This is a genomic window from Planomonospora parontospora (assembly GCA_014647935.1).
GTDB lineage: Bacteria > Actinomycetota > Actinomycetes > Streptosporangiales > Streptosporangiaceae > Planomonospora > Planomonospora parontospora.
In genome coordinates this window covers 354,740-371,468 of sequence record BMQD01000006.1, presented here as the reverse complement: position 1 = coordinate 371,468, position 16,729 = coordinate 354,740, and the positions used below count along the sequence as shown (strand labels likewise).

The following is a 16,729-nucleotide window of genomic DNA, read 5'->3' as shown; positions in this document are numbered from 1 at the left end:
TCCGGGGTGGTGGCGTGGGAGCTGGGGTGGTCCCGGGACGGGGTGGGCCGTCCTTCGGGGGCGGCCCTTCTTCCGTTTCCCCGGGCTGCTGCCCGCGGGTGTTCTCAGGTTTCCGGACGGTCGGGAGCCCGTCGCCCGAGTCAGTAGGCTGGGAACGTGGACTATCGAGCGGTTGAACGAGCAATCATGCAGCGCGGCGTCGAGTGGAACTTCGAGCCCACTCTGGACAGGATCTCCGCTCTCATGGACGTGCTCGGCTCACCGCAGCACGCGTATCCGGTCGTTCACGTCGCCGGTACGAACGGCAAGTCGAGCACGACGCGAATGATCGAGACCATCCTGCGGGAGAGGAACCTCAGAGTCGGCCGGTTCACCAGCCCTCATCTGATCTCGATGCGTGAGCGGATCTGCATCGACGGGGTTCCTCTGGAGGAGGAGCGCTTCGCGGAGGTCTACCAGGACGTCGCGCCCTACCTTGAGATGATCGACGTGCAGGGCAGGAAGCTGTCCTTCTTCGAGACCCTCACCGCGATGGCGTTCGCCGCCTTCGCCGACGCCCCGGTGGACGTCGCGGTGATCGAGACGGGGATGGGCGGCAGCTTCGACGCCACCAACGTCGCCGACGGCACGGTGGCCGTGATCACGCCCGTCTCCCTCGACCACGTCGACTACCTGGGGCCCGACGTGGCGACCATCGCGGGGGAGAAGGCCGGCATCATCAAACCGGGTGCGACCGCCGTACTGGCCCAGCAGGAGCTTCCCGCGGCCGAGGTGCTGATGCGCAGGGCCGCGGAGACCGGGGCCGTCGTGGCGCGTGAGGGGCTGGAGTTCGGGGTCGTCTCCAGAGAACTGGCGATCGGTGGGCAGCTGCTCCACCTGAGGGGCCTGAAGGGGGACTACGAGGAGGTCCTCCTCCCGCTGTACGGCGCGCACCAGGCGGGTAACGCCGCCTGCGCGCTGGCGGCGGTCGAGGCGCTGACCGCCGGTGACGAGGCCCTCGATCCCGAGCTCGTCCGGCAGGCGTTCCTGCAGGTGCGGTCACCCGGCAGACTCGAGGTCGTCCGGCGGGGCCCCACGGTCCTCGTGGACGCGGCGCACAACCCGGGAGGCGTCCAGGCGACGCTGGAGGCCGTGCACGAGTCCTTCGACTTCGCCAGGCTCATCGCGGTGGTGGCGGTCTTCGAGGACAAGGACGTACGGGGCATGCTGGAACTGCTGGAGCCCATGGTCGACGAGATCGTGGTGACCAGGAACTCCTCGCCCCGGTCCATGGACGTCGACGAGCTCGCGGCGCTCACCGGGGACGTCTTCGGTCCCGAGCGGGTGCGCCGGGCCGAGCGGCTCGACGACGCCATCGACCTCGCCATCGGCCTGGCGGACGAGGCGGGGGAGTTCGCAGGGGCGGGGGTGCTGATCACCGGTTCGGTGGTCACCGCCGGAGACGCGCGGCTGCTGCTCAAGGCGGGCGAGGCCGGATGAGCCCGTCCGGAGGGGAAGGGCGAAGGATGATCACGGTCACGCCGGGCATGCGCCGGCTCTGCGCCAGCGTGCTCGGGATGGAGGCGATCGTCGCGGGACTGCTCACCCCCGTGGCGATCAACGTTCAGGGCGTCGCCCCCGCGCCGGCGGTGGCCGTGGGCATCGGGTTGGCGGTCCTGTGCGTCATCGTCACCGGCCTGCTCAAGCACCCCTTCGCCTATGTCGCCGGGAGCGTCGTCCAGGTGCTGGCGATCGTCTCAGGACTGCTGGTCCCGATGATGTTCTTCCTCGGGGCGATCTTCGCCGCGCTGTGGATTACGGCGATATTCGTCGCTCACCGTGTCGAGGGCGTGACTTCCCGCTAAAGTCGGCCAACATGGCCGTTCCCCCACCTCAGCCGACGCGGACGGTGGCCGCCGAGCCTGCGGTCCCCACGCGTGCGCCACATCCCTCCTTGCTGCTCGACGTCGTCCTCGGACTGCTCGTCGCAGTGGCGCTTCCGCTGGCGATCGTCGCCATCCCGAACACCATCTCGGTGGTGGCGGCCCTCCTGCCGCCCGGCGTCTCGCAGATCGAGCTGATCCGGGCGCACGGGCTGGCGTTGCCCTCGATGGTGATGACCGTCCCGCTGGCCGCCCTGATCGTGCGCCGGCTGCGGGCCGCCCCGGTCCTGATGGCCGGGCTGACGCTGCTCGCGGTCGCCGATGCGGCGGGCGGCTTCGCCGACTCGGCGCTGACGGTCGGCGTCCTCCGGGGAGCGCACGGGATCGGCGCGGGCCTGCTCATCCCGGCCACGCTGGTGGCGGTGTGGGAGCGGCCCCGCATGCTCCGGGCCGTGTGGGCGGGCATGCTCGCGACGAGCCTCATGGCGGCGCAGGCGCTCGCCCTGTGGCCGCTGGACGCGGCCACCTCGTGGCGGGTCACGCTCCAGCCGTACCCGCTGCTGACCGGGATCGCCCTCACGCTCGCGGCCGTCTATCTCGTGCTGCGGCTGAAGGGCGGCCAGGACGCCGCGGCGCTGCCCGGACCGGGTCCGGCGGAGCGGAAGCGGCTGCTGCTCGCCGCCGTGCCCTCCGTGAGCATCGCGTTCCTGGCCTTCGGCACCACCTTCGACTGGTCGCCGGGGCTGGTGATCCTCACGGCGCTGCTGGCCGTCGCCGTGCTGGCGGGGTTCGCCTCAGCGGGGTCCTTCGAAGGGACGGACGGGCGCATTCTCGCCTACACCATGCTGACGGTCGGGGTCGTGATCCTGTCGATGGCGGCCCAGGTCACCTACGTCGAGCTCCGCGGGCTGGGGGGTCCGGGCCTGGCCGCGCTCTGGCCCGCCTTCGTGCTGGCCGGCGCGGCGGCGGTGGCCGCCGCCGTGCTGGCGAACCGCCTGAACGACGCGGTCATGCCCATGTTGGCGGCGGGCGGTCTGGTGCTCGTGGTGGCGGGCCTGTGCACGGTGAGGTTCCTGCTCCCGGCCGCCGCCGGGCCGGTGCTGATCGCCCCGTTCGTCCTGCTGGCGGCCGGCTCGGCGGTGGCCCTGTCCTCCGCTCTGCGGCTGTCCGGGGTGGGCGCCTCGCTCTTCGCGCTGTCGCTGTTCTTCCCCGGGGTGCTGGTGGGTTTCCTGCTGGGCAGTGGGATACAGGTCGCCCGCCTGAAGGAGGCGGTCGTGCGGTCGAGGGGCGGCGCGTCCTCGCAGGCGCTGGTCGACGCGTTCGTGAGCGCCCTGCACCTGTGGGCGCTGGTCGGCGGGGGCCTGGTGGTCGTCGTGATCGTACTCTGCGCGCTCCTGGCGCGCCGGTCGGCGGGGGTCCGGCCGGGTACGGCCGCCGCGGAGCAGGCCGGTGTCCGGGTGAAGGAGCGGGTCCCGGACGCGGCCGGGCCCGGGGAGGCCGCGCAGGCGGCGGACCACGCCGGGGAGCCGGAACGTCCGGCCGCCGGGGAGCGGCCCGGCGCCGGTCCGGCGGCGGACGAGCAGGGGAGCCGCTCTCCGGAGGAGCCGGAGGTCCCGGAGGGATCCGGCACGGGGCCGGTGGTGCCCTCTCCCATGCCCTCGCCGGAGGACTCCGGGGAGGACGGGCCCGCCGATCGCGGGGAAACCGGTCGAGGACGGTAAACTGCGCCCGTTCACCGCAAGTCTGCGGTCCCATCCCGTTCAAAGGAGAACTTCAGTGTCCGAGCGGACTCTTGTCCTGATCAAGCCCGACGGTGTCGCGCGCGGTCTCATCGGCGACGTGATCGCCCGTGTCGAGCGCAAGGGCCTGAAGGTCGTGGCGATGGACCTGCGCACCCTGGACGCCGAGACCGCCAAGGCCCACTACGCGGAGCACTCGGAGCGGCCGTTCTTCGGTGAGCTGGTCGAGTTCATCACCTCCGGTCCGCTCGTCGCCATGGTGCTCGAGGGCCCCCGCGCCGTCGAGGCGTTCCGCGCGCTGGCCGGTCTGACCGACCCGGTGAAGTCCGCTCCCGGCACCATCCGCGGCGACCACGCCCTGGAGATCGGCGAGAACGTGGTCCACGGCTCGGACTCGCCCGAGTCCGCCGCCCGCGAGATCAAGATCTTCTTCCCGGACCGCTTCTAGGCTCCCGGTTCCGCAGGCCCCGTAAGGCCCCGCCGTCCCAGCTGGGACGGCGGGGCCTTACGCATGTGACTGAACGTGAGATTTTCTGGGACAGGACGGCTCACTGCGGATAGGGATGGGTACATACGGTTACAAAGCGAGTTCTCTCCGTAGTTCTCGCCGATGACCGACGGAAGGAAGGCGGCTTCCCCATGGGCAGCAGGCTCGCATTCCTCGGCCGCGACATGGCGGTCGACCTTGGCACCGCCAACACCCTCGTCTATGTGCGAGGCCGCGGCATCATCCTCAACGAGCCCTCCGTCGTGGCGATCAATACGGTCACCGGGAAGATCGTGGCGATCGGCATCGAGGCCAAGCGGATGATCGGCCGGACCCCCGGCAACGTGACGGCCGTCCGGCCGCTCAAGAACGGTGTCATCACCGACTTCGAGGTCGCCGAGCGCATGCTCCGCTACTTCATCCAACGGGTGCACGTCCGCCGTCCCTGGGCCAAGCCGCGCGTCATCGTCGCGGTGCCGAGCGGGATCACCGCCATCGAGCAGCGCGCGGTGAAGGAGGCCGGCTACCAGGCGGGCGCGCGGCGGGTCTACATCGTGGAGGAGCCGATGGCGGCGGCGATCGGCTCCGGCCTCCCGGTGCACGAGCCGACCGGCAACATGGTCGTCGACATCGGTGGCGGGACCACCGAGGTGGCCATCATCTCGATGGGCGGCATGGTGACCAGCCAGTCGATCCGGGTGGGCGGAGACGAGCTGGACCAGGCGATCATCAACTTCGCCAAGAAGGAGCACTCGCTCATGCTGGGCGAGCGCACCGCAGAGGAGATCAAGATCTCGATAGGTTCGGCCTGCGCCATGCCGGAGGAGGGACACGCCGAGATCCGCGGCCGCGACCTGGTCAGCGGCCTGCCGAAGATGATCGTCGTGTCGGCGGGGGAGATCCGGGCGGCCATCGAGGAGCCGCTGAACTCGATCGTGGACGCGGTCAAGACCACGCTGGACAAGTGCCCGCCGGAGCTCTCCGGAGATCTGATGGACCGGGGGATCGTGCTCACCGGGGGCGGCGCGCTCCTGCGGGGCCTGGACGAGCGGCTGAGGGACGAGACGGGGATGCCGATCCACCTGGTGGACAACGCGCTCGACTCGGTCGTGCTGGGCACGGGCAAGTGCGTCGAGGACTTCGAGGCGCTGCAGCAGGTCCTCATCCCGGAGCCGAGACGCTGATGAAGGACACACGGCAGGCACGGGCGACGGTCGGGCTGCTGCTGGCCTCAGCCCTGGTGCTCATGACGGTCGACCACAGGTCGGGGGAGAACTCCCCTCTCGGCCCGCTCCGGGGCGCGGGCACGGCGGTGTTCGGCGCCGTCGAACAGGCGGGCGCGAGTGTCGCGCGGCCGGTGGTCCGCTTCTTCGAGGCGGTGGCGGCCGCGCCCGAGGCGCAGCGCAGGATCGAGGAGCTGCGCGGGGAGAACGAGCGGCTCAGGTACGCGCTGGCCGCGCAGGCGCTGGACCACCGGCGCTCGGCGGAGCTGCACCGCCTGCTGGGCACGGCGGGGCTCGGCGGCTACGAGGTCGTGCCCGCGCAGGTGATCGCCCGCAGGAACGTGCCCGGCTTCGAGGAGGCCGTGGAGCTCGACGTGGGCAGCGCCGACGGGGTGCGGCCGGAGATGACGGTGCTGAACGGCGACGGCCTGGTCGGAAGGGTGGTCCAGGTGGGACCGTCCACCTCGACCGCCGCGCTGATCAGCGCCCCCGCCTCGTCCGTGGGCGCCCGGCTGGAGGGCAGCGGCGAGATCGGAGTGGTGCGGGGGGCCGGGGAGAACGGGCGGCTGCTGCACTTCCGGCTGCTCGACTCGGCCACGCCGATCACCCGGGGCCAGCGGATCGTGAGCTTCGGCTCGCAGCGCGGCGTGCCGTACGTGGCGGGGGTGCCGATCGGGGTCGTCGAGCGGGTGGAGGCGACTCCGGGCGAGCTGACCAGGATCGCGTACGCCCGGCCGTACGCGGATCTGACCGCGTTGAACGTGGTGGGGGTGGTGGTGCGGCCGCCGGCGCGCAATCCGCGCGACGCGGTGCTGCCGCCCGCCGGGCAGAACGGAGCCGGACGGTGAACCGCGACGCGCTCTCCGCGGGCCTGGTCCTGCTGCTGATGGCCGTCCAGGTGACGTTCGTCAACCGGCTGCCGCTGCCCGGTGACGCCGCGCCCGACCTGGTGCTACTCGCGGTGGTGGGGTACGCCCTGGCCCGCGGGGCCCGGGCGGGGGCGGTGATGGGGTTCACCGCGGGGCTGTTCGGAGACCTCCTGCCGCCCGCCGCCCACGAGATGGGGCAGTACGCGCTGGTGCTGTGCCTGGTCGGGTTCGTGGCCGGGCGCTGGGCGGAGAGCCGCCCGGAGGCCGGGCTGGCGGTGGCGCTGGGCTGCGCGGCGCTGGGGCCGGTGGTCGCGGTGGTCGTCGGTGTGGTCTTCGGCGGCGCCGAGGCCGGGGTGGTCGCGCTCACGGGCGGACTGCTCCCGGTGATGCTCTACAACGTGCTGGCCGCGCCGCCCATGGTGTGGGCGGCGACGAGGGTCGTCCGGGGCCGGGACCGCTCCCGGGTCCGGAGCCGGGAACGGGGCGCGCGGCGTGCGGGACGTCTGGCAGGAGGCCGTCCATGATCCATATGCGGCGGAGGCTGGCCGTGGTGCAGGTCCTGCTGGTGGCGCTGCTGGCGGTGGTCACCGCGCGGCTCTGGCAGGTGCAGGTGGTGCACGGCGCGCAGTACGCGGCGGCGGCGACCGAGACGCGCACCCGCGACGTCGTGGTGCCCGCCGTCCGGGGGCAGATCCTCGACTCGGCCGGACGGCCGCTGGTCCGCAACCGGACCACGCTGGTCGTCTCGGTGGACCGGACGAAACTGGGCCGGATGAAGGACAAGGGGGCGGCCGTGATGGCGCGGCTGGGATCGGTGCTGGGCCGCGATCCGCGGGACCTCACGCTGCGGCTCCGCCCGTGCGACGCCCGGGTCTCCCGTCCGTGCTGGGCGGGTTCGCCGCACCAGCCGATCCCGGTCGACGCCGACGTGGACACCCCGGAGGCGCTGCAGATCCTGGAGCGGCAGGAGATGTTCCCGGGGGTCACGGCCGAGGTGCAGGCCGTACGGGACCATCCGGGAGGCGGTGCGGCCGTGCAGGCGCTCGGCTACCTGCAGCCGGTCACGAAGGAGGAGCTGGAACGGCGCCAGGGACTGAAGGCGGAGTTCTCCGGGGTGGACATGGCGGGCAGGGACGGTCTGGAGTCGGTGTACGACCAGGAGCTGCGGGGCACCCCGGGATGGCGGCGGGTCCAGGTGGACCGGCTCGGCCGGGTGCTCGGGGTCGAGCACGAGGTGCAGGGCAAGGCCGGCCACACGCTCATCACCAGCATCGACGCCAGGGTGCAGGCCGTGGCGGAGCGGGCCATCGCCGAGGCGATGAAGGCCGCGCCCAAGGCCGACGGCGCGGCGGCGGTGGTGCTGGACGCCCGGACCAGCCGCGTCGTCGCGCTCGCCAGCGCGCCCTCCTACGACCCGGTGGTCTGGGCCGGCGGCATCGGCGAGGAGGAGTACGAGCGGCTGCTGTCCGGCAGATCCGGCAAACCGCTGGTCTCACGGGCGATCAAGGGGGAGTTCGCGCCCGGATCGACGTTCAAGATGTCGTCGGTGGCCGCGATGTTCAAGGCCGGCTACCCGATGAACGGCCACTACAACTGCCCTGGCTCCTTCATGGTCGGCAGCCGGGCGTTCCGCAACTTCCGCGGCCGGGCGCTGGGCTCCATGACGCTGCACACGGCGCTGGTGAAGTCGTGTGACACGATCTTCTACAAGGCCGCCTACGAGCAGTGGCTCAAGGACGGCGGGCTGCGGCCGAAGGGCAAGCCGCGCGAGGTGATGGCGAAGACGGCGCGGGCCTTCGGGTTCGGCCGCCCCACCGGGGTCGACCTGCCGGGGGAGTCGCCGGGGCGGATCCCCGACCGGGCCTGGAAGAAGAAGATGTGGGCCGCCACCAGGGACGTGAACTGCAGGCGGGCCAAGGAGGGCTACCGGGACGTCGCGAAGACCGACGCGGGCCGGGCGGCCTTTCTCACCAGGCTGGCGCACGAGAACTGCCTGGAGGGATACCAGCTGCGGCCGGGCGACGCGGCCAACTTCTCCATCGGGCAGGGTGACGTGCTGGTGACGCCGCTGCAGTTGGCGGCGGCGTACGCGGCGCTGGTCACCGACGGGAAGCTGCGCAGCCCCCGGCTGGGCTGGATGCTGGTCCGGCCGGACGGCACCAGGGTAAAGGAGATCAAGGTGCCGGTGCGGGGCACGCTGCCGGTCTCCGCGGCCGAGCGGGCCTACATCAAGCGGGCGCTGAGCCAGGTCGCCTCCGACGGTACGGCGGCCGGGGCGTTCACCGGGTTCCCGATGAAGAAGGTGAGGATCGGCGGCAAGACCGGTACCGCCGAGGTGTACGGCAAGGCCGACACCTCGTGGTTCGCCTCGTTCGCCCCGGTGGACGACCCCCGGTTCGTGGTCGTCGCCATGGTCTCCCAGGGCGGCCTGGGCAGCGCGGCCGCGGCGCCCGCCGTACGGAAGATCTACGAGGGCATCTACGGGTTCACCCCCAAGGGGAAGCCGGCGCCCGCGGCGCTGCCGGGCGGCGCGCCCGCCGCCAGACCTCCGATGATCAAGCAGGACGGGACCCTCGCATGGTGAACCGGGTGATCGCTGCGGCGGACCGCTCCTTCGCCCGCAGGGCGGTGGGAGCGGCCTCGCCGGTGTGGCGGGTGGACGGGGTGCTGGCGGTCGCGGTGGCGGCGCTGGCGGTGATCAGCGTGCTCATGGTGTGGTCGTCCACCAGGACCTGGGCGCCGGGCAGCACCGGGCTGGTCAAGAAGCACGTGCTCAACCTGGGGGTCGGCGCCGCGCTGGCGGTGGCGGTGACCGCGGTGAGCCACCGGACGGTGCGGGCCTACGCGCCGCTGGTCTACGGGGCGGCCCTGCTCGGGCTGATCCTCGTGATCACTCCGGTCGGCGCGGAGGTCAACGGCGCCCACTCCTGGATCATGCTGGGCGGCGGCTTCGCCTTCCAGCCGTCGGAGTTCGCCAAGCTCGGCCTGGTGCTCATGCTGGCCATGCTGCTGGCCCAGCCCGCGGAGGGCAGCGACCGGCCGCGCGGGCCGGACGTCGTGGTGGCGCTGGTGGTCGCGGCCGTCACCATGGGGCTGGTCATGCTCCAGCCCGACTTCGGCACCACGATGGTGCTGGGTGTGATCACGGCGGCGGCGCTCGTCCTCAGCGGGATCCGCAAACGCTGGCTCGTCCTGCTGCTGCTGGCCGTGGCGGCCGCGGGTGCGGCCGTCTGGCGGCTCGACGTGCTGGAGCCGTACCAGGTGGCCCGGTTCACGGCCTTCCTCGATCCGTCCACCGACCCGCGCGGCGTCGGCTACAACAGCACCCAGTCGCTGAACGCGGTCGGGTCGGGGCGGCTGTTCGGCAAGGGGCTGTTCGGCGGCGGCCAGACCATGGGCAGGTTCGTGCCCGAGCAGCACACCGACTTCGTCTTCACGGTGGTGGGGGAGGAGTTCGGGTTCCTCGGCTCGGTCACCGTGGTGATGCTGCTCGGGGTGGTCCTGCTGCGCGCGGTGCGGATCGCGCGGCGGTGCGGCGACCGGTTCGGCACGCTGGTGGCCGGTTCGATCGTGTGCTGGCTGGCCTTCCAGACCTTCGTCAACGTCGGCATGACGATCGGGATCATGCCGATCACCGGGCTGCCGCTGCCGTTCGTCTCCTACGGCGGCACCGCGACCTTCGCCAACATGATCGCGATCGGGCTGCTCCAGGCGGTCCACCTGCGTTCGCGACCCTTCTGACGTCCGTGGAGACGCGCGGCACGCGTGAGCTGCGGGCCCTGCGGCCGCGCAACGGACGCCGCGACCGCAGGGCCCGGGAGGAGCCGCGGCCCCGGCTCGACTCGCTGCGAGCGGGCGACGACCGCCCGTGGCACCCTTTCCAGGCCGATACCCTTGAAGGTATGCCTGTCGAGTCACTGTTTCCCCGCCTGGAAGCGCTCCTGCCCAAGGTGCAGAAGCCGATCCAGTACGTCGGGGGTGAGCTCAACTCGACCGTCAAGGACTGGGACTCCGCGGGGGTCCGTTGGGCTCTGATGTATCCCGACGCCTACGAGGTGGGACTGCCCAACCAGGGCGTCCAGATCCTCTACGAGATTCTCAACGAGCTGCCGGAGACGCTCGCCGAGCGGACCTACGCGGTCTGGCCGGACCTGGAGGCGCTGATGCGCGCCGAGGGCGTCCCGCAGTTCACCGTCGACGCGCACCGGCCGGTGCGGGCGTTCGACGTGCTGGGACTCTCCTTCTCCACCGAGCTCGGCTACACCAACATGCTGACCGCGCTGGACCTGGCGGGGATCCCGCTGAGGGCAGCCGACCGCGGCGACGACGACCCGATCGTGCTCGCCGGCGGCCACGCCGCCTTCAACCCGGAGCCGATCGCCGACTTCCTCGACGCCGCGGTGCTGGGCGACGGCGAGCAGATCGCCATCGCGATCACCGAGGTCGTCCGCGAGTGGAAGGCCGAGGGCTCGCCCGGCGGGCGCGACGAGCTGCTGATGCGGCTGGCCGAGTCCGGCGGGGTCTACGTGCCGAGGTTCTACGACGTCGACTACCACCCCGACGGCCGGATCCGCCGGATCGCGCCGAACCGCCCGGGGGTGCCGTGGCGGGTGCACAAGCACACCGTCATGGACCTGGACGAGTGGCCGTACCCGAAGAAGCCGCTGGTCCCGCTGGCCGAGACCGTGCACGAGCGGTTCAGCGTGGAGATCTTCCGCGGCTGCACCCGGGGCTGCCGTTTCTGCCAGGCGGGGATGATCACCCGCCCGGTGCGGGAGCGGTCCATCACCACGATCGGCGACATGGTCGACGCGGGCATCCGGGCGTCCGGCTTCAACGAGGTCGGGCTGCTCAGCCTCTCCAGCGCCGACCACTCCGAGATCGGCGACGTCGCCAAGGGCCTGGCCGACCGCTACGAGGGCACCAACACCTCGCTCTCGCTGCCCTCGACCCGGGTCGACGCCTTCAACATCGACCTGGCCAACGAGTTCTCCCGCAACGGCCGCAGGTCCGGTCTGACGTTCGCCCCCGAGGGCGGCTCCGAGCGGATGCGCAAGGTGATCAACAAGATGGTCACCGAGGAGGACCTGATCCGGACCGTCACCACGGCCTACAGCCAGGGCTGGCGGCAGGTGAAGCTCTACTTCATGTGCGGCCTGCCCACCGAGGAGGACGCCGATGTCCTCGGCATCGCCGATCTGGCCAAGAAGGTCATCCAGGCGGGCCGGGAGGCCACCGGTTCCCGGGACGTGCGCTGCACGGTCTCCATCGGCGGGTTCGTGCCCAAGCCGCACACGCCGTTCCAGTGGGCGGCCCAGGCCGACCACGAGACGGTCGACCGCCGGCTCAAGGCGCTGAAGGACTCCCTGCGAGGTGACAAGGAGTACGGCCGCGCGATCGGCCTGCGCTACCACGACGGCAAGCCCTCGATCGTGGAGGGCCTGCTCTCCCGGGGCGACCGCCGGGTGGGCGCCGTCATCCGGGCGGTGTGGGAGGACGGCGGCCGGTTCGACGGCTGGAGCGAGCACTTCTCCTACCAGCGCTGGATGGACGCCGCGGCCAAGGCCGGGGTCGACGTCGACTGGTACACCACGCGCGAGCGCGAGGAGAACGAGGTCCTGCCCTGGGACCACCTCGACGCAGGTCTCGACCGCGAGTGGCTCTGGCAGGACTGGCAGGACGCCGTGAACGACGTCGAGGTCGAGGACTGCCGCTGGACGCCGTGCTACGACTGCGGCGTCTGCCCGACGATGGGCACCGAGATCCAGATCGGCCCGACGGGCAGGAAGCTCCTGCCGCTGACCGTGGTGTGACGCGCGGCGCTTCGGCGCCGCGCGTCCCCCCGGGGAAGAAGCCCGCCTCATCGGAGGTTGTCTGAGGTAGACCGTGCCGGGCACGGTCTGCCCGCCGCCAGAAGGACGACCGCGACCGGAAAGGAAGACACCACTCTGAAACCCGTTCCCGACGGGCCTCCGCCCGCACCCGTGGCACAGCGCCTGCGCGTGCGCTACGCCAAGCGCGGCCGCCTGCGCTTCACCAGCCACCGCGACATCTCCCGGGCCCTGGAGCGCGCGCTCCGGCGCGCGGACGTCCCGGTTGCTTTCAGCGCGGGCTTCTCGCCCCATCCGAAGATCTCCTACGTCGGAGCGGCCGCCCCGACCGGAGTCGCCAGCGAGGCCGAGTACCTCGAGATCAGCGTGACGCGGGAGTGCGACCCCGGCGGCCTGCGCGCCGCCCTGGACGCGTCCCTCCCGCCGGGTCTCGACGTGCTCGACGTCGTCGAGGCCGGCACCGGCAGCCTGGCCGACCGGCTGGAGTGCTCGGCGTGGCGGATCCGGCTGCCCGGAGCGGACCCGGCCCTGGCCAGGGCCGCGGTGGAGCGGTTCAACGCCGCCGAGCGGATCGAGGTGGAGCGCCTGACGAAGAAGGGGATGCGCCGCTTCGACGCGCGTGAGGCGGTGGTGAGCCTCGAGGCCGCGGAGGAAGCGGAGACAACAGCAGGTCAGGCGTCCAGTCAGTCATGTGTCATACTTCGCATGGTTGTACGGCACGCAACTCCTGCCGTTCGACCCGACGACGTTCTCACTGGATTGCGTCTCGTGGCCGACTTCGCGCCGCCGGTCCCTCCCGAGGTGACCAGGCTGGCGCAGGGGCCGCTGGACGTGCGCACCGGTGCGCCCGCCGATCCGTTCGGCCTGGACCGCGACAATTCGCGCGGCGGCGAAACGGAACCGGTGAGCGAGCACGTCGGCGGCGACCTATAGGACTTGGCGCCGGGCTTCGGCCCGGCGGACAGCGAGAGACGAGAGCTCCCGCGCGGCGCGGAGACGCGCCCGGGAGCTGACGGGAGAGCGCCCGCATGCTCGACAACGAGCCCAACGTCGGGGCCAACGGCCCTGCCGGGGACATAACGGAAAAGACAGTTCAGCCGCGTCGCCGGCGAGCCGCCAGCAGGCCCGCAGGCCCGCCGCCGGAGCCGGAGGATCTGGAGCCCGCTCCGGAACCGGTCCGGCGACCGGAGCCGGCCGCCGGGACCCCGGAGGCCGTGCAGGCCCCGGTCCGGGCTGAGGCGCCCGCCGGGGCTCCCGCTCCGGCCCGGGAGGCCGAGGACTCCGCTCCGGCGCAGGAGGAGGCTCCGCCGAAGCGCGCCACCCGGCGCAGGGCGGCCGCCCCGGCCGCCGCGACGGCGGAGGAGGAGGCCGCGCCGCCCGCGCGGCGCAGCCGTACGCGTAAGGCCGCGGCCGAGCCCGCCGCCGCGGAGGAGGTCTCCGCCCCGGAGGCCGGGGCCGCCGACGAGCGCCCCGCGGCCCCGGCCAAGCGGACCCGCGCGCGCAAGAAGGCCGCCGAGGCCGTCGAGGCGGCGGCCGAGCCGGAGCCGCCCGTCGACCTGACCACGGCCGAGGCCGCGGAGGTCGCGGCGTCGCTGCTGCTCTCGGTGCCCGCCGAGGCGCCGGCCGAGGAGGCCGAGGAGGAGATCGGCGAGGACCGGCCCGGCCTCTTCACCGACCCGTTCGGGCTGACCGTCCAGGGACACGCAGAGGTTCCCTCGGTGACCTTCCAGGCGCCCGCAGCGGTGTTCCAGCCGTTGTTCCAGGCTCCCGACCCCTCCCTGGCCCAGCAGCCTCCCGCCCGCCCCGCTCCGGTGCAGCCGTTCGAGCCCGCCGGGATCGAGGAGGAGCCCGAGGAGGAAGAGGGCGAGGACGAGGAGGCCGAGGGCGACGACGAGGCCGGAGGCCGCCGCCGCCGCCGCCGCCGGGGCGGCCGCGGCCGCGGGAAGACGCGTGAGCAGGAGGAGGCCGAGAACGGCGACTCCGAGCAGGGCGCGGACGAGCCCGCCGCCGGGTCGGCCGAGGCCGAGCGGGAGGAGGCCGAGACGGAGGAGGGCGGCACCTCGCGCCGTCGCCGCCGTCGCCGCCGCCGGGGTTCCGAGGAGGCGGAGGACGTCCAGGAGGTCCCGCCGAACACGGTGGTGCGCATCCGCGCGCCCCGTGCCGGGCGTGGCAGCGCCATGGACGAGGTGCAGAGCGTGCGGGGCTCGACCCGCCTGGAGGCCAAGAAGCAGCGCCGCCGGGAGGGCCGCGAGCTCGGCCGCAGGCGTCCGCCGATCATCACCGAGTCGGAGTTCCTGGCCCGCCGGGAGTCCGTCGAGCGGGTGATGGTGGTCCGCCGCACCGGCGACCGGACCCAGATCGCGGTGCTGGAGGACGACGTCCTCGTCGAGCACTACGTCAACCGCGAGGCGAGCCAGTCCTACGTGGGCAACGTCTACCTCGGCAAGGTGCAGAACGTCCTGCCGAGCATGGAGGCGGCCTTCATCGACATCGGCAAGGGCCGCAACGCGGTGCTGTACGCCGGCGAGGTCAACTTCGACACCGCCGGGCTGGAGGGCCAGCCCAAGCGCATCGAGGTGGCGCTCAAGTCGGGCCAGGCGGTCCTGGTGCAGGTCACCAAGGACCCGATGGGCCACAAGGGCGCCCGCCTGACGTCGCAGATCAGCCTGCCCGGCCGCTACCTGGTCTACGTGCCCGACGGCTCGATGACCGGCATCAGCCGCAAGCTCCCGGACAAGGAGCGGACCCGGCTCAAGGGCATCCTCAAGAAGGTCATGCCCGAGAACGCCGGTGTGATCGTCCGCACGGCCGCGGAGGGCGCCTCGGAGGAGGAGCTCGGCCGCGACGTGGCCAGGCTCTCGGCCCAGTGGGAGAACATCCAGCGCAAGGCCAAGTCGGCCAGCGCGCCCGAGCTGCTCTCCTCGGAGCCGGACCTGACCGTCCGGGTGGTCCGGGACGTGTTCAACGAGGACTTCACCTCGCTGGTCGTCGCGGGCGAGGTGTGGGACACGGTGGACGAGTACGTCCGCTACGTGGCTCCGCACCTGGCCGACCGGCTGACGAAGTGGGACGAGAACGGCGACGTCTTCGCGGCCTACCGGATCGACGAGCAGATCGCCAAGGCGATGGAGCGCAAGGTCTGGCTGCCCAGCGGCGGTTCGCTGGTGATCGACCGGACCGAGGCGATGACCGTCGTCGACGTCAACACCGGCAAGTTCACCGGGCAGGGCGGAAACCTCGAGGAGACCGTCACCCGCAACAACCTGGAGGCGGCCGAGGAGATCGTCCGCCAGCTCAGGCTCCGGGACATCGGCGGCATCATCGTCATCGACTTCATCGACATGGTGCTGGAGAGCAACCGGGACCTGGTGCTGCGGCGGCTGCTGGAGTGCCTGGCCCGGGACCGGACCAAGCACCAGGTGGCCGAGGTGACGTCCCTGGGACTGGTCCAGATGACGCGCAAGCGCGTCGGGCAGGGCCTCCTGGAGGCGTTCTCCAGCGTCTGCGAGTGCTGCAACGGCAGGGGCCTGCACATCTCGGCCGAGCCGGTCGAGGGCAGGCCCGAGCCGCGTGGTACCCAGGGCAAGATGGCGGTGGAGAAGGCCGTCGCGGAGAAGCTGGCCAAGGACGCGGGAAGCGCGGTCGCGGCCAGCGGGCAGTCCGGACGTGATACGGTGACCGATGCGCTTGACGATGTCCCGGATGAGGACACGCAGGCCGTACAGGCTGCCGGAAGGGGGCGGCGACGCTCCCGCAAGGCCAAGCCGGCCGACTAGGTCCAGCCCGCCCCAGGGCGGGGGACCCATCGGTCCGGTGACCGCCGGCGCGCCATGCCGCGCCGGCAACCCGACGTTCCGCCCGGTTCGACCAGGGCACCGCAGTCCGGTACCCTGGTGAATCGGTGCGCTAGTGGCGCGCCCTGTTCGCGCGCCTACCCGGTTCGTCGGTCCAATTTCGGTGACCACAGCCGGATGCGGGGCGCAGCATCCAGCGAGCAAGTAGGCAGAAGAAGGGTTCCGCGGTGTACGCGATCGTTCGTTGCGGCGGCAGGCAGCAGAAGGTCTCCGTCGGTGACGTCCTCGAGGTGGACAAGGTCGCCGGCGAGGTCGGTTCCACGGTTACGCTGCCGACGGTGCTCGTCGTCAACGACGGCGACGTGACCACCGAGGCGGGCAGGTTCACGGTCGCCGCCGAGATCCTCGGCGAGACCAAGGGTCCGAAGATCCGGATTCTGAAGTACAAGAACAAGACCGGTTACAAGAAGCGCCAGGGTCACCGTCAGCGGTACACCCAGGTGAAGATCACTGGCATCGACCAGGCCTGAGTTTCGGGAGTTTTGCGAGATGGCACACAAGAAGGGCGCGTCGTCCACTCGGAACGGCCGTGACTCGAACGCCCAGCGGCTCGGTGTGAAGCGCTTCGGCGGCCAGCTGGTCAACGCCGGTGAGATCATCGTCCGCCAGCGTGGCACCCACTTCCACCCGGGCGACAACGTCGGCCGCGGTGGCGACGACACGCTGTTCGCGCTGGCCGCGGGCCACGTGCAGTTCGGCTTCAAGCGCGGTCGCCGCGCGGTGAACATCGTCCCGGTCGCGGAGTAGATCCGCACCGACAGACGTTAGGGCAGGGGTGGATCGCGTCCAGCGGTCCACCCCTGTTCGTGTTGCGAGACGGGGCGTCCCCGACAGCGGGTCCCGAAGATGGGGGTAGGAGAGCAG

The 16,729-nt window shown here is 72.0% G+C and carries 14 protein-coding genes; all 14 read left to right on the top strand.

The window, feature by feature from the left end; genetic code table 11:
• The first annotated feature begins 186 nt into the window (after window positions 1–186).
• The gene (locus tag IEZ07_RS12675) at window positions 187–1,479 is read left to right on the top strand and encodes a bifunctional folylpolyglutamate synthase/dihydrofolate synthase (protein ID WP_191894915.1); all 1,293 of its coding nucleotides are present in this window, start codon (window positions 187–189) and stop codon (window positions 1,477–1,479) included.
• Window positions 1,480–1,505: 26 nt separating this feature from the next.
• Window positions 1,506–1,844: a DUF4233 domain-containing protein gene (locus tag IEZ07_RS12670; protein ID WP_191894914.1), complete on the top strand. Its 339-nt coding sequence runs from the start codon at window positions 1,506–1,508 to the stop codon at window positions 1,842–1,844.
• Between the two features lie 89 nt (window positions 1,845–1,933).
• Window positions 1,934–3,583 carry a hypothetical protein gene (locus IEZ07_RS12665; protein WP_191894913.1) on the top strand — a complete coding sequence of 550 codons (1,650 nt, stop codon included), beginning with the start codon at window positions 1,934–1,936 and terminating at the stop codon, window positions 3,581–3,583.
• Window positions 3,584–3,638: 55 nt separating this feature from the next.
• A complete protein-coding gene (gene ndk, locus IEZ07_RS12660; protein ID WP_189236363.1) occupies window positions 3,639–4,049 on the top strand; it encodes a nucleoside-diphosphate kinase in 411 nt (136 codons plus the stop codon).
• A gap of 191 nt (window positions 4,050–4,240) precedes the next feature.
• Complete coding sequence (locus IEZ07_RS12655) at window positions 4,241–5,272, top strand: rod shape-determining protein (protein WP_191894912.1); 1,032 nt, start codon at window positions 4,241–4,243, stop codon at window positions 5,270–5,272.
• Window positions 5,272–6,159, top strand: a complete 888-nt coding sequence (gene mreC, locus IEZ07_RS12650) for a rod shape-determining protein MreC (RefSeq protein ID WP_191894911.1) — start codon at window positions 5,272–5,274, stop codon at window positions 6,157–6,159. Before IEZ07_RS12655 ends, mreC begins: the two co-directional genes overlap by 1 nt.
• A complete protein-coding gene (gene mreD, locus IEZ07_RS12645) occupies window positions 6,156–6,704 on the top strand; it encodes a rod shape-determining protein MreD (protein ID WP_239319779.1) in 549 nt (182 codons plus the stop codon). The genes mreC and mreD overlap by 4 nt, the downstream gene beginning before the upstream one ends.
• A complete protein-coding gene (gene mrdA / locus IEZ07_RS12640) occupies window positions 6,701–8,764 on the top strand; it encodes a penicillin-binding protein 2 (RefSeq protein WP_191894910.1) in 2,064 nt (687 codons plus the stop codon). The genes mreD and mrdA overlap by 4 nt, the downstream gene beginning before the upstream one ends.
• A gap of 5 nt (window positions 8,765–8,769) precedes the next feature.
• On the top strand, window positions 8,770–9,921 hold the full coding sequence (gene rodA, locus IEZ07_RS12635) for a rod shape-determining protein RodA (protein WP_301549319.1): 1,152 nt from the start codon (window positions 8,770–8,772) through the stop codon (window positions 9,919–9,921).
• A gap of 161 nt (window positions 9,922–10,082) precedes the next feature.
• The gene (locus IEZ07_RS12630; protein WP_191894908.1) at window positions 10,083–11,993 is read left to right on the top strand and encodes a TIGR03960 family B12-binding radical SAM protein; all 1,911 of its coding nucleotides are present in this window, start codon (window positions 10,083–10,085) and stop codon (window positions 11,991–11,993) included.
• Window positions 11,994–12,164: 171 nt separating this feature from the next.
• The gene (locus IEZ07_RS12625; RefSeq protein ID WP_068898897.1) at window positions 12,165–12,944 is read left to right on the top strand and encodes a TIGR03936 family radical SAM-associated protein; all 780 of its coding nucleotides are present in this window, start codon (window positions 12,165–12,167) and stop codon (window positions 12,942–12,944) included.
• A 95-nt stretch (window positions 12,945–13,039) separates the two neighbouring features.
• Window positions 13,040–15,787: an Rne/Rng family ribonuclease gene (locus IEZ07_RS12620; protein ID WP_191894907.1), complete on the top strand. Its 2,748-nt coding sequence runs from the start codon at window positions 13,040–13,042 to the stop codon at window positions 15,785–15,787.
• A 245-nt stretch (window positions 15,788–16,032) separates the two neighbouring features.
• Entirely contained in the window at window positions 16,033–16,335 is a 303-nt protein-coding gene (rplU, locus tag IEZ07_RS12615; RefSeq protein WP_068898894.1) for a 50S ribosomal protein L21, read from the top strand.
• 19 nt (window positions 16,336–16,354) lie between these two features.
• Window positions 16,355–16,612 (top strand): 50S ribosomal protein L27, encoded by a 258-nt coding sequence (gene rpmA / locus IEZ07_RS12610; RefSeq protein ID WP_068898892.1) that lies wholly within the window; start codon window positions 16,355–16,357, stop codon window positions 16,610–16,612.
• Window positions 16,613–16,729: the final 117 nt, after the last annotated feature.